The 21,701-nt window shown below is 65.4% G+C and carries 25 protein-coding genes; 21 read left to right on the top strand and 4 right to left on the bottom strand.

The annotated features are described in order from the left end of the window. Window positions 1-47 precede the first annotated feature (47 nt). Window positions 48-1,307, top strand: a complete 1,260-nt coding sequence (locus tag KBY70_RS08875; RefSeq protein ID WP_254988212.1) for a site-2 protease family protein — start codon at window positions 48-50, stop codon at window positions 1,305-1,307. On the opposite strand, the gene KBY70_RS08870 is transcribed toward KBY70_RS08875, so the two are convergent. Next, window positions 1,241-2,008 carry a lipoyl protein ligase domain-containing protein gene (locus tag KBY70_RS08870; RefSeq protein WP_254988211.1) on the bottom strand — a complete coding sequence of 256 codons (768 nt, stop codon included), beginning with the start codon at window positions 2,006-2,008 and terminating at the stop codon, window positions 1,241-1,243. The two genes, KBY70_RS08875 and KBY70_RS08870, sit on opposite strands and share 67 nt — an antisense overlap. A gap of 41 nt (window positions 2,009-2,049) precedes the next feature. On the opposite strand from KBY70_RS08870, the gene KBY70_RS08865 reads away from it, so the two are divergent. Then, window positions 2,050-2,817 (top strand): sulfite exporter TauE/SafE family protein, encoded by a 768-nt coding sequence (locus KBY70_RS08865; protein ID WP_254988210.1) that lies wholly within the window; start codon window positions 2,050-2,052, stop codon window positions 2,815-2,817. Window positions 2,818-2,819: 2 nt separating this feature from the next. Here the strand turns inward: KBY70_RS08865 and KBY70_RS08860 are convergent, their stop codons facing one another. Continuing rightward, window positions 2,820-3,308: a CRR6 family NdhI maturation factor gene (locus KBY70_RS08860; RefSeq protein ID WP_254988209.1), complete on the bottom strand. Its 489-nt coding sequence runs from the start codon at window positions 3,306-3,308 to the stop codon at window positions 2,820-2,822. 88 nt (window positions 3,309-3,396) lie between these two features. On the opposite strand from KBY70_RS08860, the gene psaM reads away from it, so the two are divergent. From psaM to KBY70_RS08845, 3 genes are all read left to right on the top strand, one after another. Then, a complete protein-coding gene (psaM, locus tag KBY70_RS08855) occupies window positions 3,397-3,501 on the top strand; it encodes a photosystem I reaction center subunit XII (protein WP_094559878.1) in 105 nt (34 codons plus the stop codon). 281 nt (window positions 3,502-3,782) lie between these two features. Then, the gene (locus tag KBY70_RS08850; RefSeq protein ID WP_198953852.1) at window positions 3,783-4,103 is read left to right on the top strand and encodes a hypothetical protein; all 321 of its coding nucleotides are present in this window, start codon (window positions 3,783-3,785) and stop codon (window positions 4,101-4,103) included. A 28-nt stretch (window positions 4,104-4,131) separates the two neighbouring features. Then, window positions 4,132-5,106, top strand: coding sequence for a protochlorophyllide reductase (locus KBY70_RS08845; protein WP_254988208.1), 975 nt, complete (start codon window positions 4,132-4,134; stop codon window positions 5,104-5,106). 22 nt (window positions 5,107-5,128) lie between these two features. On the opposite strand, the gene KBY70_RS08840 is transcribed toward KBY70_RS08845, so the two are convergent. Then, window positions 5,129-5,494 (bottom strand): hypothetical protein, encoded by a 366-nt coding sequence (locus KBY70_RS08840; RefSeq protein ID WP_094559968.1) that lies wholly within the window; start codon window positions 5,492-5,494, stop codon window positions 5,129-5,131. Between the two features lie 329 nt (window positions 5,495-5,823). Between KBY70_RS08840 and KBY70_RS08835 the strand changes: the two genes are divergently transcribed. Beyond that, complete coding sequence (locus tag KBY70_RS08835; RefSeq protein WP_094559875.1) at window positions 5,824-6,594, top strand: BMC domain-containing protein; 771 nt, start codon at window positions 5,824-5,826, stop codon at window positions 6,592-6,594. An 8-nt stretch (window positions 6,595-6,602) separates the two neighbouring features. Here KBY70_RS08835 and rdgB read toward each other — a convergent pair whose 3' ends face one another. After that, window positions 6,603-7,184 carry an RdgB/HAM1 family non-canonical purine NTP pyrophosphatase gene (gene rdgB / locus KBY70_RS08830; RefSeq protein WP_254988260.1) on the bottom strand — a complete coding sequence of 194 codons (582 nt, stop codon included), beginning with the start codon at window positions 7,182-7,184 and terminating at the stop codon, window positions 6,603-6,605. A 117-nt stretch (window positions 7,185-7,301) separates the two neighbouring features. Here rdgB and KBY70_RS08825 point away from each other — a divergent pair, with 117 nt between their 5' ends. From KBY70_RS08825 to KBY70_RS08750, 15 genes are all read left to right on the top strand, one after another. Beyond that, window positions 7,302-8,297: a sodium-dependent bicarbonate transport family permease gene (locus KBY70_RS08825; RefSeq protein WP_254988207.1), complete on the top strand. Its 996-nt coding sequence runs from the start codon at window positions 7,302-7,304 to the stop codon at window positions 8,295-8,297. A 4-nt stretch (window positions 8,298-8,301) separates the two neighbouring features. Beyond that, window positions 8,302-8,583 carry a P-II family nitrogen regulator gene (locus KBY70_RS08820; protein WP_094559872.1) on the top strand — a complete coding sequence of 94 codons (282 nt, stop codon included), beginning with the start codon at window positions 8,302-8,304 and terminating at the stop codon, window positions 8,581-8,583. Window positions 8,584-8,779: 196 nt separating this feature from the next. Beyond that, window positions 8,780-9,091 carry a BMC domain-containing protein gene (locus KBY70_RS08815; protein WP_094559871.1) on the top strand — a complete coding sequence of 104 codons (312 nt, stop codon included), beginning with the start codon at window positions 8,780-8,782 and terminating at the stop codon, window positions 9,089-9,091. Between the two features lie 64 nt (window positions 9,092-9,155). Continuing rightward, a complete protein-coding gene (locus KBY70_RS08810) occupies window positions 9,156-10,568 on the top strand; it encodes a form I ribulose bisphosphate carboxylase large subunit (RefSeq protein WP_094559870.1) in 1,413 nt (470 codons plus the stop codon). Window positions 10,569-10,694: 126 nt separating this feature from the next. Continuing rightward, window positions 10,695-11,036 (top strand): ribulose bisphosphate carboxylase small subunit, encoded by a 342-nt coding sequence (locus KBY70_RS08805; protein WP_094559869.1) that lies wholly within the window; start codon window positions 10,695-10,697, stop codon window positions 11,034-11,036. A gap of 117 nt (window positions 11,037-11,153) precedes the next feature. After that, window positions 11,154-13,541 (top strand): CsoS2 family carboxysome shell protein, encoded by a 2,388-nt coding sequence (locus KBY70_RS08800; protein WP_254988206.1) that lies wholly within the window; start codon window positions 11,154-11,156, stop codon window positions 13,539-13,541. Window positions 13,542-13,548: 7 nt separating this feature from the next. Next, entirely contained in the window at window positions 13,549-15,117 is a 1,569-nt protein-coding gene (locus KBY70_RS08795) for a carboxysome shell carbonic anhydrase (protein WP_094559867.1), read from the top strand. A gap of 1 nt (window position 15,118) precedes the next feature. Beyond that, window positions 15,119-15,400 (top strand): carboxysome peptide A, encoded by a 282-nt coding sequence (locus KBY70_RS08790; RefSeq protein ID WP_094559866.1) that lies wholly within the window; start codon window positions 15,119-15,121, stop codon window positions 15,398-15,400. Then, window positions 15,400-15,651, top strand: a complete 252-nt coding sequence (locus KBY70_RS08785) for a carboxysome peptide B (RefSeq protein ID WP_094559865.1) — start codon at window positions 15,400-15,402, stop codon at window positions 15,649-15,651. The genes KBY70_RS08790 and KBY70_RS08785 overlap by 1 nt, the downstream gene beginning before the upstream one ends. Window positions 15,652-15,715: 64 nt before the next feature. Continuing rightward, window positions 15,716-16,348, top strand: coding sequence for a BMC domain-containing protein (locus KBY70_RS14480; RefSeq protein WP_094559864.1), 633 nt, complete (start codon window positions 15,716-15,718; stop codon window positions 16,346-16,348). A gap of 5 nt (window positions 16,349-16,353) precedes the next feature. Beyond that, window positions 16,354-16,821 carry a ferritin-like domain-containing protein gene (locus tag KBY70_RS08770; RefSeq protein WP_254988205.1) on the top strand — a complete coding sequence of 156 codons (468 nt, stop codon included), beginning with the start codon at window positions 16,354-16,356 and terminating at the stop codon, window positions 16,819-16,821. A gap of 81 nt (window positions 16,822-16,902) precedes the next feature. Beyond that, window positions 16,903-18,768, top strand: coding sequence for an NAD(P)H-quinone oxidoreductase subunit F (locus KBY70_RS08765; protein WP_254988204.1), 1,866 nt, complete (start codon window positions 16,903-16,905; stop codon window positions 18,766-18,768). Between the two features lie 2 nt (window positions 18,769-18,770). Then, complete coding sequence (locus KBY70_RS08760; protein WP_254988203.1) at window positions 18,771-20,288, top strand: NADH-quinone oxidoreductase subunit M; 1,518 nt, start codon at window positions 18,771-18,773, stop codon at window positions 20,286-20,288. Window position 20,289: 1 nt separating this feature from the next. Next, a complete protein-coding gene (locus KBY70_RS08755; RefSeq protein ID WP_254988202.1) occupies window positions 20,290-21,432 on the top strand; it encodes a CO2 hydration protein in 1,143 nt (380 codons plus the stop codon). Between the two features lie 10 nt (window positions 21,433-21,442). After that, the gene (locus KBY70_RS08750; RefSeq protein WP_094559860.1) at window positions 21,443-21,700 is read left to right on the top strand and encodes a 4a-hydroxytetrahydrobiopterin dehydratase; all 258 of its coding nucleotides are present in this window, start codon (window positions 21,443-21,445) and stop codon (window positions 21,698-21,700) included. Window position 21,701 lies beyond the last annotated feature (1 nt).

Raw genomic sequence — 21,701 nt, 5'->3', positions numbered from 1 at the left:
TCTGACGCTTCGGGCCTGGCCTGGGCAGACACTCGGGTGGAGGGGCCGTGGGAGAGGGCTGGCAGCTGTTCAAGATCAGGGGAATTCCCCTGCGCATTCATCCCAGCTGGTTTGTGATCCTGGCGTTGGCCACTGCCGCCTTCCAGCAGCACTACAGCCTCAGCCTTAAGGATCCGGTTGGCGCGGCAGCGCTCTGGGGCCTGGGCCTGGCGACGGCGGTGCTGTTGTTTGTGTCCGTGCTGCTGCACGAGCTGGGCCATTCCCTGGTGGCCCTGGCCCAGGGGGTGCAGGTGCGCAGCATCACGCTCTTTTTGCTGGGCGGTGTCGCCAGCGTCGAGCGGGAATGCAGCACGGCCATGGGTGCCCTGCTGGTGGCCGCGGCAGGGCCCGCGGTGAGCTTGCTGCTGGGCGGGGCTCTGTTGGCTGGCACCCACACGGCGGACCACGTCTCGCCCTTGCTGGGGGCGATGGTGGCTCAGCTGGGCTCCCTCAACCTGGTGCTGGGCCTGTTCAACCTGCTGCCGGGTCTGCCCCTCGATGGCGGGCTGATCGTCAAGGCTCTGGTGTGGCAGGCCAGCGGCAGCCAGCGGCGGGGTGTGGAGGTTGCCAACAGCTGCGGTCGCCTGCTGTCGCTGCTTGCGATCGGTTTGGGCACGGTGGTGCTGTTGCGGGGCGGCGGCCTCAGTGGCGCCTGGTTGATGCTGCTGGGCTGGTTCGGTTTAGGGGCGTCCCGCAACCAGCGGCAGATGCTGGCCCTGCAGCAAACCCTCAATGCCTTGAAAGTGCGGGATGCGGCGGGGCGACGGTTTCGGGTGCTGGAGGCGGCTGGTCGGCTGCGGGAGCTCAGCCAGATTCGACTCTCCCAGGCCACCGAGGCCGACCAGGGCGACTGGCTGCTGGTGTGCGACCGCGGCCGTTGGCAGGGGGTCATCGACGACACGCCACTGCAGCAGCTGCCGGTGCAGCGCTGGGACAGCGACCGCATTGGTGATCACATGCAGCCCCTTTCCAGCCTGCCGGCCATCCGCGAGTCGGCGCCCCTGTGGCAGGCGGTGCAGCAGCTTGAAGACAGCGGTGCCAACCGATTGCTCGTGCTCAGCCCGGCCGGATTGCCCTGCGGCACGATCGAGCGCCCTGAGCTGGGAGAGGCCGTGCTCGCCAAACTGGGCCTGCGCCTTCCGGCACCGCTGCTGGCCACGGCTCGGCGCCACGGCACCTATCCCCTGGGCCTGGCTCTGCCTCAGGTGGTGCGCTCGATGCTGGCCTCCGGCGAGGCCAAGGGTGGCGTCGACCCGTTGACCCAATAGGGGGCGCGGCCCGCGGCGATGCGGGCCCACTCCGCGGCGCTCAGCGGCAGCGGCACAACCCCAGCGGTGGCCGTGGGCAGAGCTGCCGCTGCGCATTGCTGCAGCAGTGCCTCCAGCTCCCTGGGGTCCAGCGGCAGGTCGGGCAAGGCGGGCGGGTTGGCGCCGAACACCAGCTGCCAGAGCTCGGCGGGTGGCTCCACCAGGATCGAGCCATGCTGCAGCAGGCACCCCTGGCGCCACAGCTGGGCGCTGCCGATGCGCTTGGCTCCTCCGGCATGCACCAGATCGGCGGCGGTGCTGCTGGCGAAGCAGTTGCTGCGTTGCAGGCTGGCGGCCTGACGACCCGGCTCCAGGGGTAGCCCCAGGCTGGCAAAGGCGTCGAGGAGCCAGCCGCAGGCCAGGGCGTAGGCCCGCTGGCGTTGCCGGGGCGCATCGGGCCAGACCAGTGCATAGGTGATCTCCCCGGCATGAAGCACCGCCCGGCCCCCACTCGGTCGGCGCACCAGCTCGATCAGCCCGCCAGCCGCCAGCTCGCCCCAGTGGGGCTCGAGGTGGTGCTGGTGAAATCCAAGCGACAGCGTTGGCCGCTGCCAGCGGTAGAGGCGAAACGCGGGTGCCCGTTGCTCCAGCAGCCACCCATCGATGGCCATCTGCCAGTCGCCCGCCAGGCAGCTGCTGGGCAGGGTGCGCAGGTGGGGCATGGGGGATGCTGAGGGAACCTCCATCGCCCCAGATTGCCCGGATGCTGTGGAGTCTGTTGCCCTATCTGCCCTTGGGCCTGCTGGCGGGGCTGCTCTCGGGGTTGCTGGGCATCGGTGGCGGGTTGGTGTTTGCGCCCCTGTTGTTGCTGGCGGGACTCGATCCGCACCAGGCCCTCGCCACCAGCACCCTGGCGATCGTGCCCACCACCCTGGGCGGCACCTGGACCCACCTGCGCAGCCGCAGTCTCCCGGTCCGGGGCAGCCTGGCGATCGGGCTGGGGGCCTGCCTCGGAGCCGGCCTGTTCAGCCAGATGGGCCTCGGCCTGCAGGGCTGGCACCTGCTCGCCCTGCAGGCCCTGATGTACGGCGTGCTTACGTTCACGATCCGCCCCCAGTCCGCTCTGGCGGCCGTGGAGACGCCAAACCTCAATCAGCTCGGACTCACCACGGTGGGCTGGGTGGCGGGCTTGGCCACCGGTCTGCTGGGGCTGGGCGGTGGGCTGGTGATGGTGCCCCTGATGGTTCAGGTGCTGCGGGTGCCGATCCACCTGGCGATCCGCTTCAGCACCTTGGCGGTGCTGGTTTCGGCTGCGGTGGCCTCCAGCACGTTTCTGTTCGATGGCCGAGGGGTTCTACCGGTGGGCCTGGCCCTGGGTGCCACCGCCGCCATCGCAGCCCGCTGGTCGGCAGCGCGGCTCGATCGCGTCAGCGATGCCCAGCTGGTGTGGTTGCTGCGGGGTCTCACCCTGCTGCTGGCTGTGGATAGCGGCCGTCGCGCCCTGTTGCTGCTGTTGGGGTCGCCCAGCTGATGTCAGCTCGGGGGCAGCGGCGCCCAAAACTCGGCATCCAGCTCAAAGCCGAGCACGGCCGCCATTTGACCCAATCCCTGGCGGCACTGCAGCCCATGGCTGCGGGCCCAGGCATCCAGGCCGAACAGGCGGTGGGTAATCCACAGCTCCAGGGCTTCGGGGGCAAAGCGAATCCCCTCGGTGCGGCTGAAGTGATGGGGCACCAGCATCGCGACATGGCGGGTGAGTTGACCGCTGCTGCGCTCCAGCACCAGCGGCAGCCAGGGAAGTTCGGCATCGGCCCGCAGCGACCAGAGGCGCAGCTCGGGAATCTCCGAGAGCTCCCGGGGGTCATCGTCGGCCCGCGGCCAGTCGACGTTGAGCGTGAGGCTGCCGGCCTGCTGCACCAGGACGGCAGGGTTGAGTCGGGCCCAGGGCTGCAGGCCGCCCAGATCCAGATTGCGGATTTGCGACGCGGTGATCTCCACGGAATCCATCAAGACAGCAGCCATCAAGAGCTGTGACAGCAGGGCGGGTGAGGCTGGACCGTAGCCACCGCAGGGCAAAGAATGGGGCGCACCCTGTTGCGTTCACAGCCCGATGGTTTCTGCACTCAGCCAGGCCGAAATTCTGATTGCCCTGGTGGTGGCCGCCCATGCGGGCGTGCTGGCCGTTCGTCTGTGCTTCAGTCTTTACAAGGCTTGAGGCATCGCATCCATCCCCTTGGCAAGCGGGGGCTGGGCCGCTAGAAGCGTGCAAGACCTGCCGGGCCCTGCCCCATCGGTGCCAGCATGCCCTCTCCGCCCCCCTCTGCATTCAGGCCGGCTACATCCAGGCCGGCTGCGGTCAAGCACGCTGCAGACATGTCCGCTCGGGGAGCTGTTTCACGTGATTCCGCACGAGCAAGCTCCGTGCCACGTGTCTCCAAATCGACGGGATTGGATCGCTCGGCCCCCCCTTTCGCTTCGGGGGGCGAAACGGCTGCATTGCAAGCCCTCTCCACCGAGCGCCAGGAGCTGCTCTGCAGCTTGATTGGCCTTGCCGTGAAGGTGGGATTGGTGGTGGTGGCGGGCGTGAGCCTGGCCCGCCTGGCTTCGGCTTACCAGGAGCGCATGGAGCGGCAGGGTGAGCTCTCCGCCGTGCTCGATCTGGAGCAGGCCAAGTTGTCCAAGGCCCGTGACCGGTTTGATCATTTGTTCATGGTGGAGGGGGAGCAGCGTCTGATCCGCGAGCAAAACCAGTGGATCGCTCCCAACCGCCTGCGGGTGGTGTGGCAAACCCCTGAAGCCAGCCAGCCCACCCCGTAAGTTGGGGCCCGCTGTTTAGACGGGTTTGATGGCGGACGCTGCTGGCGCCGGAACGGTTCTGATCACCGGCACCACCTCAGGGGTTGGGCTGAATGCGGCCAAAGCCTTGGCGGATCGGGGCTGGTTTGTGGTGACGGCCAACCGTGATCCGGTGCGGGCCGCCGCCGCCGCCGAATCCCTAGGCATTCCTTCGTCGCAGCTCAGCCACCTGCGCATCGACCTCGGCGACCTCGACAGTGTGCGCGTGGGGGTGGAAACCCTGGTGGCGTCCCTGGGACGTCCGCTCGATGCCCTGGTGATCAATGCCGCTGTCTACAAGCCTCGGCTCAAGCAACCTGAGCGGTCTCCCCAGGGCTACGAGATTTCGATGGCCACCAACCACCTGGGTCATTTCCTGCTGATTCAGCTGCTGCTGCCGGATCTGCAGCGCTCCAGCCACCCCTCGCGGCGGCTGGTGGTGCTCGGCACCGTCACCGCCAACTCCAAGGAACTGGGCGGCAAGATCCCGATCCCTGCCCCGGCGGACCTCGGCGATCTGGCGGGCTTCAAGGCCGGCTTCAAGGCGCCGATCGCCATGGCCAATGGCAAGCCCTTCAAGCCCGGCAAGGCCTACAAGGACAGCAAGCTCTGCAACATGATCACCACCCAGGAGCTGCACCGCCGGCTGCATGCCTCCACCGGCCTTGTGTTCAGCTCCCTCTATCCGGGCTGCGTGGCCGACACGCCCCTGTTCCGCAATGCCCCCAAGGCCTTCCAGAAGATCTTCCCCTGGTTCCAGAAGAACATCACCGGCGGTTACGTGAGCCAGGCCCTGGCGGGTGAGCGGGTGGCCCAGGTGGTGGCCGACCCTGCCTTCGCCACGTCTGGGGTGCACTGGAGCTGGGGCAACCGCCAGAAGCAGGGCGGCAAGCAATTCAGCCAGGAGCTTTCGGACAAAGCCAGCAACCCCGACACCGCCCAGGGGGTGTGGGCCGAATCGATGAAGTTGGTGGGGCTGGCCTGATCCAGCCCCTGATCGGCGCGGCTTAGAAGCGGCGACGGAACGCGTCGTCGCTGCGGTTGTCCGTGTCGTCGAGCCGGCTCAGCTTCCACACATTGCGGCTCAGCCGGCGGGCCTTGAGGCCACCGCGCTCCACGGCCTCACTGGTGGGCCGCACCCCCAGCAACTGGCTCACGTCCGCCGTTGTCAGGGGGGCGCCGGTTTGCAGGGCCAGCTGGGTGAGCTCGAGGCGCTGCCGCAGGGCGGCCAGATCAGCTTGGCCGCCGTCTTCGGCCTCCGACCAGATCCAGGGCAAGTCCTGCCCCGAGCCGGCCATCTTCTGCATCAGCCCCAAACCAATGAACGCCAGGGCCTGTTCAGGCTTCACCCCCTGGGCGGCCGCCTGGGCCATCCACTCGGGGATCGCGGCGTCGCCAGTGGTGTCGGCGGGGGGCATGGGTTCGGCCTGGGCGGCTTTGGCCCGGCTGCTGGGGCTTGAGTCAGGGGAGTTGGAGGTGGTGCGTCTGGTGGCCATGAACCCGTCCCATCAACGTTGGCTGGACGGTACCGGCTCCATCCCGATGGGCAAGGGGCGGGGGCATCAGGGTTAAGATCCTGCCGCAGCTGAGCCGATGAACGGGCAGTTGCCTGAAGGACACTCCCTTGCCAGCCCGCCAGCCATCGCGTGAAGACCTGGCGACCCGTCGGAGACGGGAGAGTTTGTCGGGCCCTTCATCCGGCATGGGATCAGCGAGGCCGGCTGGTGGATCCCCGCGATCAGGATCCTTGATCACCGGCACCCAGGTCGACTTCGACAGCGATGGGGCCAGCTGCGTGATCACCACCGACAGCGAAGGCTCCCGTCTGGCACGCCAGACCAGCCAGGTGCAGTCGATTGAACTGCGCACCTACGTCTTTCTCGACTCCCTGCAGCCCCAGCTGGCGGCCTACATGGGCACGGTGAGCCAGGGCTTCCTGCCGATCCCTGGCGATGCCTGCCTGTGGCTGGAGGTGTCCCCAGGTATGGCCGTGCACCGGGTCACCGATATCGCCCTCAAGGCCAGCACGGTGCGGCTCGGCCAGATGATTGTGGAGCGGGCTTTCGGCTCGCTGGCGCTCTACCACCGCGACCAGAGCAATGTGCTCCACTCCGGCGATGTGGTGCTGGAAGCCATCGGCAACCGCAAGGAGGACCGCAGCCGCGCCGAGGTGAGCTGGACGGAGATCATCCGGGCGATCACCCCCGACCATGCCGTGCTGATCAACCGCCAGAACCGTCGCGGCTCGATGATTCAGGCGGGTATGAGCATGTTCATTCTCGAAACGGAGCCCGCCGGCTACGTGTTGATTGCTGCCAACGAGGCGGAAAAGGCCTCCAACATCACTGTGGTGGATGTCAAGGCCGTCGGAGCCTTCGGACGTCTCACTCTGGCTGGGAAGGAAGGGGATGTGGAGGAGGCCGCCGCTGCTGCGATGCGGGCTATCTCACACATCAACAGCAGCGCTCGCTGATCCTGCCCTCAGCCGGGAAGCTCCAGCCAGCGGCGCAACTGGGGGGCCAGCTGGCGGGCTGCTTTGCCGCGACTACCAAGCTTGGCCTTGAGGTGGGGCCCCATCTGGGCATAGGAGCTGCCCGCCTCCCGCACATAGAAGATGCTGTCGTAGCCAGGCCCATGCCCCTGGGCTGCGCGCAGGATCTGGCCTCGGCAGATGCCCTCAGCCTCGGCCCGGGTGATGCCGGAGGGGTCGGCCAGCACCATCGCCGAGCGGAAGCTGGCGCCCCGGTAGAGCGAATCGTCCAGTTCCTTCAGCAGCCGGTGGATGCGTTCATGGTCGGTGGGGGCGTAGCGGGCGGAGTAAATGCCAGGGGCGCCGCCCAGGGCATCCACCTCGATGCCGGAATCGTCGGCCAGGCCCCAATGGCCCGTGAGCTGGGCCACGGCTTCAGCTTTGAGCCGCGCATTTTCGAGGTAGGTCGACCCGGTTTCCTCGATCTCAAGCCCCGGTGGCTGGGGCAGCACCTCCAGCTCAACCAGCTCGAGCATGGCGCTGATTTCGGCCACCTTGTGGGGATTGCCGCTGGCGATCACCAAGGTCGGCATCCACAAGGGAGCAGGGACTCCCATTGTGCTGCAAGGGGCGGCGGCGGGCAGGACGCCTACGGTTGCTCCGGGCCTCTCGGAGCCCATCAACGCGCTTGAAGACGGGAGTGTCGGCGGATGGAGTCAAGCCTGATCCTTCAGAACCTGCTCACCCCTCCGGTGCTGTTCTTTTTTCTCGGGGTTGCAGCGGTGTTGGTGGGCTCCGACCTCGAAATCCCAGCACCACTGCCAAAGCTCTTTTCGCTCTATCTCCTGCTTTCGATCGGCTTCAAAGGCGGCTTGGAGCTGCAGCACAGCGGTCTGGGCGGCCAGGTGCTCCCCACGATTGGTGCCGCCGTGGCCATGTCGCTGCTGGTGCCGATCGTCAGCTTTCTGGTGCTGCAGCTGCAGTTTGATGCTTTTAATGCCGCGGCAATTGCCGCCACCTACGGTTCAATCAGTGCGGTCACGTTCATCACCGCCGAAAGCTTTCTGGAAACCCAGAATCAACCTTTTGATGGCTTCATGGTGGCGGCCTTGGCATTGATGGAGTCCCCGGCCATCATCGTTGGCCTGATTCTGGTGAAGCTGGCGGCTCCCCAGAATCGGCCTGGCGCCCAGCCGATGCGCTGGGGTTCGGTGTTGCGCGAAGCCTTCCTGAACAGCTCGGTGTTTCTGCTGGTGGGAAGCCTGGTGATCGGCCTGCTGGTGGCGGCGTATAGCCCAGCCGGCATTGGCAAGATGGAGCCCTTCAGCGACAAGCTCTTCTATGGAGCCCTGACCTTCTTTCTGCTCGACATGGGCATCGTGGCGGCTCAGCGGATCCGGGAACTCCGCGAGGCAGGGGCTTTCCTGATCGCCTTTTCGGTGCTGATGCCCCTGTTCAATGCCCTCCTAGGGGCCTTGATCGTTTGGGGCCTGCAGCTGAGCCCCGGCAATGGCCTGCTGTTTGTGGTGTTGTGTGCCAGCGCCTCTTATATCGCTGTGCCCGCGGCGATGCGGATGACGGTGCCTGAAGCGAATCCCAGTCTCTACATCTCGGCGGCGTTGGGGATCACCTTCCCCTTCAACATCATTTTGGGGATTCCGTTGTACATGCTGCTGGTTAACACCATTCTCTCCGCTTCTGGCTGAATCGATGAAACGTGTGGATCTGATTTTCAGTGAGCGGGAACTCGACGGGGTGCTCAAAGCCATCGACGCTGCCGGGGCGGCGGGCTATTCCGTGATCAAACACGTGAGCGGTCGGGGGCCCCATGGCGCCGTGTCCGATGGGTTGGAGTTCAGCGGACTGGGGGCCAACGCCCACGTGATCGTCTTCTGTGAGGACGCCCTTCTGCCCAAACTGCGCCAAGGCTTGCAACCGCTGCTCAATTACTACGGCGGAGTGGCCTACGTGACCGCCGCCGATCCTCTCTGAGGCGCGTCCCCCAAAACCCTTGCCAGCACTGCACTGGCAAGCATTGCCTAACGTTTTGTGATGCACTGATCAGGTTGCCTTATCTGAAGGCGAGGTAACGGTGATGGGCAGACGGGCCGAAATGGCTTGACGGGAGGTTTGGCTGGCGACCATGGTTGCGAGCGAACATTCCACCCCCCTCCTCCAGGAGCAGGTAATGGCAACTGAAACCATGGGCATCGCCCTCGGCATGATCGAAACCCGGGGTCTGGTCCCCGCGATCGAAGCGGCTGACGCCATGACCAAGGCCGCCGAAGTGCGCCTCATCGGTCGTGAATTCGTCGGCGGCGGTTACGTCACCGTCATGGTGCGTGGCGAAACCGGTGCTGTGAACGCAGCTGTGCGCGCCGGCGCTGATGCATGTGAGCGCGTGGGCGACGGCCTCGTGGCTGCCCACATCATTGCTCGCCCCCACCGCGAAGTTGAGCCTGCTCTGGGCAACGGCAACTACGCCGGTCAAAAGGACTGAGCCGATCGGCGTCTGACGCCCTGATCGATCTCACCCCCTTACCCGCCCCAACCGGAGAAACTCCATGAGCAAGAAGTACGACGCCGGGGTCAAGGAGTACCGCGACACCTATTGGACTCCTGATTACGTTCCCCTCGACACCGACCTGCTGGCCTGCTTCAAATGCACCGGCCAGGAAGGTGTTCCCAAAGAAGAAGTGGCCGCTGCTGTGGCTGCTGAATCCTCCACCGGCACCTGGTCCACCGTGTGGTCCGAGCTCCTCACCGATCTCGACTTCTACAAAGGCCGCTGCTACCGCATCGAAGACGTTCCTGGCGACAAGGACGCCTTCTACGCCTTCATCGCCTATCCCCTCGACCTGTTCGAGGAAGGCTCGATCACCAACGTGCTGACCTCCCTGGTCGGCAACGTGTTCGGCTTTAAGGCCCTGCGCAACCTGCGTCTGGAAGATATCCGCTTCCCGATGGCGTTCATCAAGACCTGCATGGGTCCCCCGAACGGCATCGTGGTCGAGCGCGACCGGATGAACAAGTACGGCCGTCCGCTGCTGGGTTGCACCATCAAGCCGAAGCTCGGCCTGAGCGGTAAGAACTACGGCCGGGTTGTGTACGAGTGCCTCCGCGGTGGTCTTGACTTCACCAAGGACGACGAGAACATCAACTCGCAGCCCTTCCAGCGCTGGCAGAACCGTTTCGAGTTCGTTGCTGAAGCCACCAACCTGGCCCAGCAGGAAACCGGCGAAAAGAAAGGGCACTACCTCAACTGCACCGCCGCAACTCCTGAGGAGATGTATGAGCGCGCTGAGTTCGCCAAGGAACTGGGCCAGCCCATCATCATGCACGACTACATCACCGGGGGCTTCACCGCGAATACCGGTCTGGCCAAGTGGTGCCGTAAGAACGGCATGCTGCTGCACATTCACCGCGCCATGCACGCGGTGATCGACCGTCACCCCAAGCACGGCATCCACTTCCGTGTGCTGGCCAAGTGCCTGCGCCTCTCGGGTGGTGACCAGCTGCACACCGGCACCGTGGTCGGCAAGCTCGAAGGCGACCGTCAGTCGACCCTCGGCTACATCGACCAGCTGCGTGAATCCTTCGTTCCCGAAGATCGCAGCCGCGGCAACTTCTTCGACCAAGACTGGGGTTCCATGGGCGGCGTGTTCGCCGTGGCCTCCGGTGGTATCCACGTCTGGCACATGCCTGCCCTCGTGGCCATCTTTGGCGACGACTCGGTGCTGCAGTTCGGTGGTGGTACCCACGGCCACCCCTGGGGCTCCGCTGCTGGTGCTGCTGCCAACCGTGTGGCTCTTGAGGCCTGCGTCAAGGCCCGTAACGCCGGTCGTGAGATCGAGCGCGAAGGTCGCGACATCCTTCTGGAAGCTGCGAAGCACAGTCCTGAGCTGGCCATCGCCCTGGAGACCTGGAAGGAAATCAAGTTCGAGTTCGACACCGTCGACAAGCTCGACGTCAACTGAAGTCCATCGGTGCAGAAAGGAGGCGTGGTGATTGCCACTCCCCCTTTCTCTCCCGGAACGCTTCAGTGAACGCGATCCGAGCCCTTGCCTTCAGGGTTCAACCATTCCATCCACAACAGGATCCCCATGCCTTTCAAGAGCACCGTGGGTGACTACCAAACAGTCGCCACCCTGGAGACCTTCGGCTTCCTCCCGCCGATGACCCAGGACGAGATCTACGACCAAATTGCTTACATCATTGCCCAGGGTTGGAGCCCGCTCGTTGAGCACGTCCATCCCAGCAACTCCATGGCGACCTACTGGTCGTTCTGGAAGCTGCCCTTCTTTGGTGAGAAGGATCTGGGTGTGATCGTGAGCGAGCTGGAGGCTTGCCACCGCGCCTATCCCGACCACCACGTGCGTCTGGTGGGTTACGACGCCTACACCCAAAGTCAGGGTGCTTGCTTCGTGGTGTTTGAAGGCCGCTGATCATCAGCCCTTCAGGGGTTCTCGCTGAAGGCGGAACCCCAACTCCTTTTCTTGGCTGATCTGTCCGCGTTGCGGGTGGATCAGCACTTTTTCAGATATTCCATTCGACGGGCGGACATGGCCAGCACATCCAGCCGGGAAGCAGCTCTGGAGCGCCGCAGGGCCCTCACCAACGGCGGCAAGAAGGCCGCCAGCCGGTTCACCTCCGGGCCGAGCCGTGTGCGCTCGCTCGAAGATGCCCGGCCCACCCGCACGGCAGCTGCTGCGGCGGAATCCGCGCCTGCGATCTCTTCTGCACCGGCAGCCGTGAACCGGGCTCCTGCCCCCACCCCAAGCCGAACCCTTTCGGCTCCTTCGGGCGCTGGCCATCGCAGCCAGGCCCGCCCGATCGCCAACCCCAGCCGCGATCTCGTGCTGGCCCGGCGCGAAGCTCTCTCGAAGCGTGGCAAGAGGGCCGACAATTCCAGCGATCGCACCCGCACCGATCTGGCCAAGGCCACACCCAAGGCTCAGGTTGCCGCCCCTGCCCAGTCCCCAGCGCCAAAGCCTGAGATCGTTGCCACTCCTGCTCCGGCTCTGTCGAGCCTCAGCAGCCGAGGCGCTCAGGGCGCCGAGCGGCGTTCCACCCCCAAGCGTTCTGCTCAACGCGATCCCAGCCGTGCTTTGGTGCTGGCCCGCCGCGAAGTGCTCTCCAAGCGCGGCAAGGCGGCCAATGCACCCAAGAGCACCACGGCGGCTTCAGTGTCCCGTCAGGGCAACCCCGATATGAGTGCGCGCGAGCTCTCTCAGAAAGTGCGTGAGCTGCGAGCCAAGGTTGGTAGTGCTGGCTCCAGCCGCAGCGGCGGCACTCGCCCCTCCGGCCCCAACCGCCACGGCGCCAAGCAGGCCGCTGCCACTGTTGATGCCCATTGGAAGGTGGGTGTGAGTGAAACCAGCACCGGCCAGGTGGTCACCGGCACCCAGGCCAACCGCTCCCCCAAGACCACCGGCAATGAAGCTGCCACCTGCCGCGCCATCACCGGCACCGAATATCTCGGTGCCGAAGTGTTCCAGACCTTCTGCCAGAGCGGCCCGGTGGCCACCCAGCCCGCCAAGGTGCGCGTGAGCGCCACCAGCCACGGCAACCGTGTCACCGGCAATGAGGTGGGGCGGTCTGAAAAGGTGACCGGCGATGAGCCCGGCACCTGCAAGAACGTCACCGGCACGGAATATGTGTCGGCTAACCAGTCCGCCGCCTATTGCGGTGGCAGCAAGCCCAGCCCCCGCAAGGTGGGCCGCAGTCAGACCCAGGGCGGCCAGCCCGTTTCCGGTGTGATGGTGGGTCGCTCTGACAAGGTGACCGGTGATGAGCCCGGTTCCGGCAAGCAGCTCACCGGCACCCAATACGTGGCCGACCAGAGCCAGGTGACCGGTCGAGCCCCCACCAAGGTGGCCAGCCTGCACACCCTGCGGGGCACCGGGATCACCGGCACCCATGTGGGCCGCAGTGAGCACGTCACCGGTGACGAACCCGGTAGCTGCCGCCTGGTGACCGGCGATGAATACGTTGGCTCCCAGCAATATGCTGATTTCTGCGGTAGCAAGCCCGCTCCTGAGGCTCCCAAGGTGGGCTTCAGCGTTACCAACAAGGCCCAAGTGGTGAGCGGTACCCGCACCGGCCGCTCCTCCAACGTGACCGGCGATGAGCCCGGCACTTGCAAGGTCGTGACCGGCACCCCCTACGCCGGGCTCGAGCAGGCCGGCGATTTCTGCACCGGTAAGGCCGTTGTCGACATCCGCCAGCGCACACCCATGCGCGGTGCCAACCGCATGAGCGGCATCCAGCCGGGTATTGGAGGTGTGATGACCGGGGCCGAGCGCGGCGCCTGTGAGGCCGTGACGGGCACCCCTTACATCGGCAACGACCAGCTGGTTGAAGCCTGCGGTTCTGCCGCAGGTCACGATCCTGATTTCCCCCAACCCCTGGCTGGTAGCCAGCCCTGGCAGCAGTTCAGCATCCAATCCCCGGCTCGCGTCGCCCAGGTGGGTCGGGAGCGTACGGGGGCCGTCACTGGCACCAGCTACGAACAAGGCAGCAGGATTACCGGCCCTTTTGACTTGGCCGGTGACAAAGTCACCGGCACCGAGCAATTCCGCTTTGACCGCCGCGGTACCCAGCTGTCTCGCGGTCCGATTGAGCGTGCTCCGATTCACCCCAGCCCGATCGCTGCTCCCGTGAGCGTCGATGAGGATGCACGTCCTACATCTCGGGTCACCGGTGAAGGCATCTCGGCCGGTTTGAAGATCACCGGCGACGACTGGGACCGCGGCGAACGTGTCACCGGCACGGAGGGCGTTTCGGCTCGCCGCCGCAATCCGACCCGTCCGGGTGCGATGGCTGCCATGCCCGTTTTCCAGTCCAAGCGCAACGAGGAGCGCCCCGAACCCGTGAGCCGTGTCACGGGCTCCAGTGGCAACACCACGGCCGGCTCCCTGATCACCGTTTCCGGCGGGGCCCGCGGCTGAATCCCTGATGCCCCGACGCCCGCTCGCTACTCCCTATCGCCCTCTGGCTCCGACGGCTCCTCGCCGCCGGCCCGGTGTGGCTACCTCGAGCGAGACTCCATTCACCCCGAACGCTGGCTCGGCGGGAGGTCGCAGATTCGCTGGCGGCTCTCGCTCCGCCGCATCGGTGGGCCTACACCCCCTCAGCGATCGCCAGGGCAATGCGGCGCTGCAGGCCTACGACGAGCAGGTGAAGGGCGCCTTTGATCGGATCGTGCCGGTGCTCAAGCGCCTGTCGGCCCTGCAACACGAGGCCGACTTTATCGAGCAGGCTCAACGCCTGGCCAAGGCTGAGCTCGGTTTTGAGCTGCCCTTGCCGATTCTGGAGACGGCATGGGTGAGCCAACTCGACATGCGCACCCTGTTTGCCTGGTGCGTGTTCGAGACCTACGAGCAGACCAGCGACGGCTTCTTTCAGCACGATCCGCTGGAGGGCCAACCCGGCAGTCGTTCCGCGGAAGCCTTCAACGATTTTGTGCTCTCCTGCGGCTTCCACCTGCTCGACATCACCCCCTGCGCCGACGGACGCTTGGCCCACGCGGTGGCCTATGCCTTGCGCGTGCCCTTCAGTTCGGTGCGGCGTCGCCCCCACGCCGGCGCCCTGTTTGATGTGGAAAACACGGTGAATCGCTGGGTCAAAACGGAGCACCGCCGCTACCGCGAAGGGCTGCCCAATCCCGCCCATGCCGACACGCGCTACCTCAAGGTGGTGCTGTATCACTTCAGTTCTCAGGATCCTCAGCACGAAGGCTGCGCGGCTCACGGCAGCGACGATGGCTTGGCTGCCAGCTGCGGCCTCTCGCGCCTCAAGGACTTTCAGCAGGCGGTGGAGAACAGCTTCTGCTGCGGGGCCTCGGTGGATTTGCTGTTGATGGGCATCGACACCGACACCGATGCCATCCGCGTGCATGTGCCTGGCCTCGATGGCAGCACCAACCTCGAACGTTGGTTGGATGCCCAGGCGGTTTATGACGCGACCCGTCACCTCAACCCCGAGGAGGGCCGCGCCCGCATCCAGGCGATGGTGGAGCAATCAGCTGCCAGCAGCCCTGATCCCGGCATGGTGCGCCTGGTGAGTCGCTTCTTAGAGCACAACTTGTCCCAGATCGACTACGTGCGTCAGGTGCACGGCGGCCACTATGCCGACGCTGGCCATGCGGAGCGGTTCATCGGTGTGGGCATCGGCTTCAAGGAGATCCACTTGCGCAACCTCACCTACTTCGCCTACATGGACACAGTGGAGGAGGGGGCTCCCGATCTCGACGTGGGTGTCAAGATCTTCAAGGGTCTGAATGTGTCGCGCGGTCTACCGGTGCCTGTGGTGGTCCGCTTCGACTACAACGGCCAGGTGCCCGGCGCGCGGGAACGGGCGATCCGCCACTGCCAGCGGGTCCAGGCCGCCATGGAAAACCGCTACCCCGACCTGTTCCAGCAGGGCCTGCTCCATGCTCTCCTGACCGTTCGGGACCAGGATCGGTACATCCCTGCCGAAGCGGTAGGTTCCACCATCACATTCGCGAGCGGAGGAGGCCACTGACATGTTGATCTGCAAAGTGGTCAAGCCACTGGTCTCCACCAACCGAATCCCTGACTTCGAGCACAAGCACCTGCAGGTGGTGCTCGATGGCAGCACCCAGAAAGTGGCGGTCGATGCCGTCGGCTGCATCCCCGGTGACTGGGTGATCTGCGTCGGCAGCTCGGCAGCTCGCGAAGCCGCTGGCAGCAAGTCCTATCCGAGCGACCTGACCATCGTCGGCATCATTGACCACTGGGATCCTGATGCCGGCAAAGCCCCAGCCCCAGCGGGAGGGCCCAAGTAATGGAGATCATGCAGGTCACGGGCTCTTTGGTGTGCACCCAGCGTGTGCCTGGTCTCGACCACTCCAACCTGCGCGTGTTGCGTACGACCAAGGGCAAGCTCAGCGTGGCTGTTGATCCGGTGGGTGCCTCCCCGGGCAATTGGGTGTTCACCGCTAGCGGTTCAGCAGCCCGTTTCGCCTGCGGTAACCCTGAGGTGCAGACCGATCTGACGATCGGCGGAATCATCGACTTCTGGGAGCCCGACGGTTAGGGCGGCTCGGATTGTTCGCGATCCACCCGTTCTGTCCTCTCACCAGCTCCTACACCCCTGAGCCATGGCCACCCCCACTCCCCGACCCACCCCCAGCACAGCGTCCGCTGCCAAACCCGCCCCTCCGGCGGCAACGGCAGTCAGCGCCCCGCCGGCGACGGGAGCGGCGGCCGGCTCAGCCGTACCAGCAGTTGCCCCCAAGGCGCTGCCGGCGGCAGCGGCCAAGCCCGTCGCGGCGAAAGCCGTGGCCAAGCCGGCCGCCAAGGCGACGCCCCGTGCCTCCAGCACCACCCGCCGCTCCACTGCCACCTCCGCTAGCTCCCGTTCTGGAAGCGGCGGCCGCGGTGCCGGCACCAAACCCCCCACCACCCCTTCGCGCAGCAACGCCATGGCTCCTTCCATTCAGGGCATCGCCCTCGGCATGATCGAAACCCGTGGCCTGGTGCCGGCGATTGAAGCCGCCGACGCCATGACCAAGGCAGCTGAGGTGACCCTGATCGCCCGCGAATTCGTTGGTGGTGGCTACGTCACCGTGATGGTGCGCGGTGAAACCGGTGCTGTGAACGCGGCCGTGCGCGCTGGTGCCGATGCCTGTGAGCGCGTGGGTGATGGCCTGGTTGCCGCCCACATCATTGCCCGCCCCCACAGCGAAGTGGAGCCTGCCCTGATCGCCACCGCCACCACCCGCCGTCTCTGATCGCCATGGGCGCCGTTCATCCGCGCGTCCTGGGATACCTCGGTCGCGCACTGAGCCTTGAGTTTTCTGCTGTCCAGCAGTACATGACCCATGCCTCCCTTGCGGAGCTCTGGGGGCTGGAGGAAGCCGCCACCCGTTTCCGCCGCGAAACCGTGGAGGAGATGCAGCACGCTGAGCGAATTGTTCAGCGCATGCTGGCCCTGGGGGTGGCACCGGCCGCCTCCCAGCTTCGTCCCGTCGGCCATGCCCCCGATCTTGTGGGGCTGCTCCGGCTCAACCTCAGCCTCGAGGCCGACCTGATCAATCTCTACGCCGAAGCGGTTCGTTTCTGCGTGCTGGTGGGTGACGGCGACAGCCAGGCCTTCTTCCAGGACCTCTGGACAGACGAACAACATCACGGAGACGAACTGGGCGACTGGTTGCGCAGCCTTGGCCCCAACCACGATCCGTCGATGGAGCGGGCCACCTTCTAGTTCCAGGATTCCGCGGCTGATGCCTAGAGTCCGGCGGCCGATCTGTTCATCTCGAACACTGCCGATCGACACCCTCTCCCCTTGTTCGCCCCCTCCTTGCCACTCCCGATCCAGCTGGCCTGGATGCTCCCCTTGTATGGGTTCAGCGGCATGGTCTTGTCTTTGCCGTGGGCAGCGGGCTGGTTCAAGCGCAACGGTCCGCGGCCGGCGGCCTACCTCAATCTGCTGGTCACCCTGCTGGCCGTGGGGCACAGCTCAGTCATCCTGAAGCAAGTTTGGACCCTCGGTCCCCAGCACTTCGAGTTTCCCTGGTTCCAGGCGGCCGATCTCAACCTCCGCATCGGTTTCGATCTCTCCCTGACCAACCTGGCGGCGTTGGAGCTGGTGACCACCATGAGCCTGGTCTGCCAGGTGTTCGCCCTGGGCTACATGGACAAGGAGTGGTCTCTCGCCCGTTTCTATGCCCTGGTTGGTTTCTTCGAAGGGGCGATGAGCGGGGTTGTGCTGAGCAGCAACCTGTTCATGAGCTATTTCCTGCTGGAGATGCTCACCCTCTCCACCTATCTGCTGGTGGGGTTCTGGTATGCCCAGCCCCTGGTGGTCACCGCTGCCCGCGATGCCTTTCTCACCAAACGGGTGGGGGATGTGCTGCTGCTGATGGGGGTGGTGGCGCTGTCGGCCTGGGCGGGCTCGATGGAATTCAACGACCTCTATGCCTGGGCCGGCAACGCCCGTGAGCAGCACCTGATCACCCCCCTGGCCGGCACCCTGCTGGGGCTGGGGCTGATCGCAGGGCCGATGGGCAAGTGCGCTCAGTTCCCCATGCACCTCTGGCTGGATGAGGCGATGGAGGGTCCGAACCCCGCCTCGATTCTGCGCAACTCAGTGGTGGTGACCTGCGGTGCCATCGTGCTGATGAAGCTGATGCCGATCGTGGCCCTTTCTCCCCTGGCCACGGATGTGTTGCTGGCGGTTGGCACGATCAGCGCCGTGGGTGGTGCCCTGGTGGCGCTGGCCCAAGTGGACATCAAGCGCGCGTTCAGTTACTCCACCACCTCCTCTCTGGGCCTGGTGTTCATCGCCATCGCCCTGCAACTCCCCGGCATCGCCCTGCTGCTGCTGTTTGCCCATGGTCTGGCCAGGGCACTGCAGTTCATGGGCGTGGGCAGCATCATCGCCACCAGCAACTGCCAGGACCTGACCGAGCTGGGAGGGCTGGGCACCCGCATGCCCGCCACCACCATGGCCTTCCTGCTGGGCAGTGCCGGCCTGTTGGGGCTGGTGCCCCTGGGCAGCTTCTGGTGCATGGGGCTGATGGTGGAAAATCTGCGCTCCGATGAGCCGCTGTTTGCCCTGGTTTTCCTGCTCACCAATCTGCTGGCTACCGCCAATGTCACCCGGGTGTTCCGCTCGGTGTTTCTTGGACCCGTGCTGCCCAAAACCAAGCGGGCACCTGAGGCCAACTGGTTGATGGCCCTGCCCATGGTGAGCCTTTCGGTGCTGGTGGTGCTGCTGCCCTGGATCATGCAGCGCATCGATACGGTGCCCGGCATTGCCGCCTTCCCGCTGCCCGTGGGTCTGGCGGTGGCTGGCAGCGGCCTGGTGGGCCTGCTGATCGGCTCTGTGGTGCACCTTGATGAGTTCTGGTCGCGCTCCACCAAGTCCAGCCTGCGCGTGCTGCAGGACCTGCTCGCCTACGACTTCTATACCCCTGAGATCTACCAGCGCACCGTTGTCTTGTTGGTGGCTTCCCTGGCCCGCCTCACCCGCTGGTTTGACGTCACCGTGATCAAGGGGTTGGCGGATGGGGTCGGCCGGTTGTCGCTGACCACGGCGGAAGGGCTCAAGCTCAGCATCAGTGGTCAACTGCAGAGCTACGTGCTCACGGTGATCGTGGCGATCGTGCTGCTGCTGGGTTCGCTCCAGCTGTTGCCAGGAGCGGGCTGATCATGCTGCTCACCAGCCTTCTGCTGATTCCCTTCGCCGGGACCCTGGCTTTGTTGCTCTGGCCGGGCGGCCCCAGCCCCTCGCGGCTCCGGCTGATCACCATCGCCATCCTGGTGCTGCAACTGGGGATGAGCGTGGCGGTGGCCCTGGCCTTTGATACGGCCCAGGCCGGCATGCAGCTGCAGGAGCGGCACGCCTGGCTGCCGGGGATCGGCCTCGACTATGCCCTGGGCGTGGATGGGCTGTCGCTGCCGTTGGTGCTGATCAACGGCGCCCTCACCCTGGTGTCAGCGGTGATCACCCGCGACATCGAGAAGCGACCGCGCATCTACTTCGCCATGCTGCTGCTGATCAGCGGCGCGGTGAACGGGGCCTTTCTGTCGGAAAACCTGCTGCTGTTCTTCCTCTTCTACGAGCTGGAGCTGATTCCGCTCTGGTTGCTGGTTTCGGTGTGGGGTGGGGTGAACCGGGCCTATGCGGCCACCAAATTTCTGATCTTCACCGCTGCCTCGGGCATGTTGATCCTGGGGGCCTTCCTGGGGCTGGCCCTGCTCACCGGCAGTGTGGATTTCAGCCTCACGCCGGTGCTCAGCGACCGACTGGCCATGGGCGGCCAGCTGTGGCTGCTGGGGGCCTTGCTGATCGGGTTCGGCATCAAGATTCCGCTGGTGCCGCTGCACAACTGGTTGCCCGACACCCACACCCAGGCCTCCACGCCGGTGTCGGTGCTGCTGGCGGGCGTCTTGCTCAAGCTGGGCACCTACGGCATGTTGCGCTTCGGCCTGCAACTGTTCCCCGAGGCCTGGGCGAAGCTGGCGCCGGTGCTGGCGATCTGGGCCGCGATTTCGGTGCTGTACGGCTCCCTGGCCGCCATCGCCCAGACCGACATGAAACGAATGGTGGCCTACAGCTCCGTGGGCCACATGGGCTATGTGCTGCTGGCAGCTGCATCTGACACGCCCGTGAGCCTGCTGGGCGCGGTGTTCCAGATGGTGAGCCACGGCCTGATCTCGGCTCTGCTGTTCCTGCTGGTGGGGATTGTGTATCGCAAGACGGGCACCCGTGATCTGGCGGTGTTGCGCGGCCTGCTCAATCTTGAGAGGGGTCTGCCGTTCACCGGCTCGCTGATGATCGTGGCGGTGATGGCCAGTGCCGGTTTGCCTGGCATGGCCGGCTTCATTTCGGAATTTCTGGTGTTCCGCGGCAGCATTGCCGAATACCCGGTAGCCACCTTGCTGTCGATGGTGGGCTCCGGTCTGACGGCGGTCTATTTCCTGCTGCTGGTGAACCGCGCCTTCTTCGGTCGCTTGGCGATCACCCCCCCCAGTACGGATGCGGTGGCTGATGCTCGCCTGGATGTGCAGCTAGCGCCGGTGGCGCCACGGGAAACCGTCCCCGCCGTGGCCCTGGCGGCCGCGGTGGTGGTGCTGGGCCTGGTGCCCAGCAGCCTCGGCCGGCTGAGCGAGGTGGCCACCACCGCTCTGGCCAGCATCACGGCGATACCGGGAGGGCTGGGCTGAGATGCCGATCGTTCCCGCCGAGCTGGTGCATGCCAACCTCTCGATCGACCGAGAGGAGGTGCAGCGCCGCCTGCTGTCCGGTGAAACCCTTCTGGGTGAGAGCGCCGATCACCTGGTGGAGGTGGTGGATGTGCTCAAGAGCTATGGCGAGGTGCTGGATGCCTACAGCATCAACCTGATCTACCAGGCCGAGCATCAATTTCTCAACCCTTTTCCGATCTTCAAATACCTCGATGGGGATCTGAACCCTGCCAAGATCTGGCGCCATCTCAACCACGACCGCATCAACTTCGAATATGCGGAGTATTGCCAGAAGGCAATGTTCTGGCATGCCACCGGTGGCATGGATGCCTACTTTGATTCCGAGGCTTTTGCAACCAATTGCCGCCGCATCATTGCGGCCAAGAGCCGGCGTGATCCGCTGCTGGCCGTCCTCAACCCGCTGTTCCCCGGCTTCCTGCCCGAATTGATCCGTTCGGCCGCCACCACCCATGCCCTGGGCCAGTTCTGGCAGGTGATGAGCGATCTGTTCCTGGATCTGGCCGCAGCTGAAGCCGACGGACGGGTGTGCACCATTGCCGATGTCGTGGAGTTCATCAAGAACGGCCTGGTGGCCGCAGCCGCCAACCCGATTCACTACGGAGTGGAGGTCGGCGGCCAGAGCTACTGGGTGCTGCCGCCGGAAGCGGAACTCACCTTCCTGGTGGATGTGGCGGTGCCCTATGTGGAAGCGGTGTTTCTGCGAGGCATGCCCTTCCTGGGCACGGTGAGCTTCAACGCCCAGGCTCAGCAGATCTCGCCCGACCAGGCTCAGTTCACCTATGGGGCGCTCTACGCCGATCCGCTGCCGAGCATGGGCTCCGGCATTCCGCCCAGCCTGCTAATGCAGGACATGTACCGCCACCTGCCGGAGCGGTTGCACCAGTGGTACCTGGAGCGCACGCGCGGCGAAGGCGACGTGCGCGTGAAGATCTGCATGAGCTTTCAGAAATCGATGTTCTGTGTCACCAACGCGGCCATCAATGGCACCATGCCCCATCCGCTCGACAGCAGCGATCCAGAGGCCCGGGCGGCCAATCAGGCCTATGCAGGCGCCTGGGCCCAGCGCCTGGGTATTGCCCGCACGGATTGCTTGGAGGCGTAGCGTCGAAGGCATGGATCAAGCCTGGATTGCACGTCCCAAGTCCGAGCAGCCTGAGCGGCTGGAGCGGCGCCTGGAATTCGAGGATTACGCCAGCACCAGGGATTTTCTGGAGCGGCTCAATGCCCTCTGCGAGGCGCAGCAACGCTTCCCGGATATCAGCTTCGGGCGCACCTACGTCAATCTCACAGTGCGGGCGGAGGCCGAAGGCAGCCTGATCGGAGCGCCCGAGTGGTCCTTCAGCGCCGCCATCGATGCCCTGATCGCCTGAA

The sequence above is a fragment of the Cyanobium sp. ATX 6E8 genome (genome assembly GCF_024346335.1).
GTDB lineage: Bacteria > Cyanobacteriota > Cyanobacteriia > PCC-6307 > Cyanobiaceae > Cyanobium_A.
This window is presented reverse-complemented; position numbering and strand designations above follow the sequence as displayed.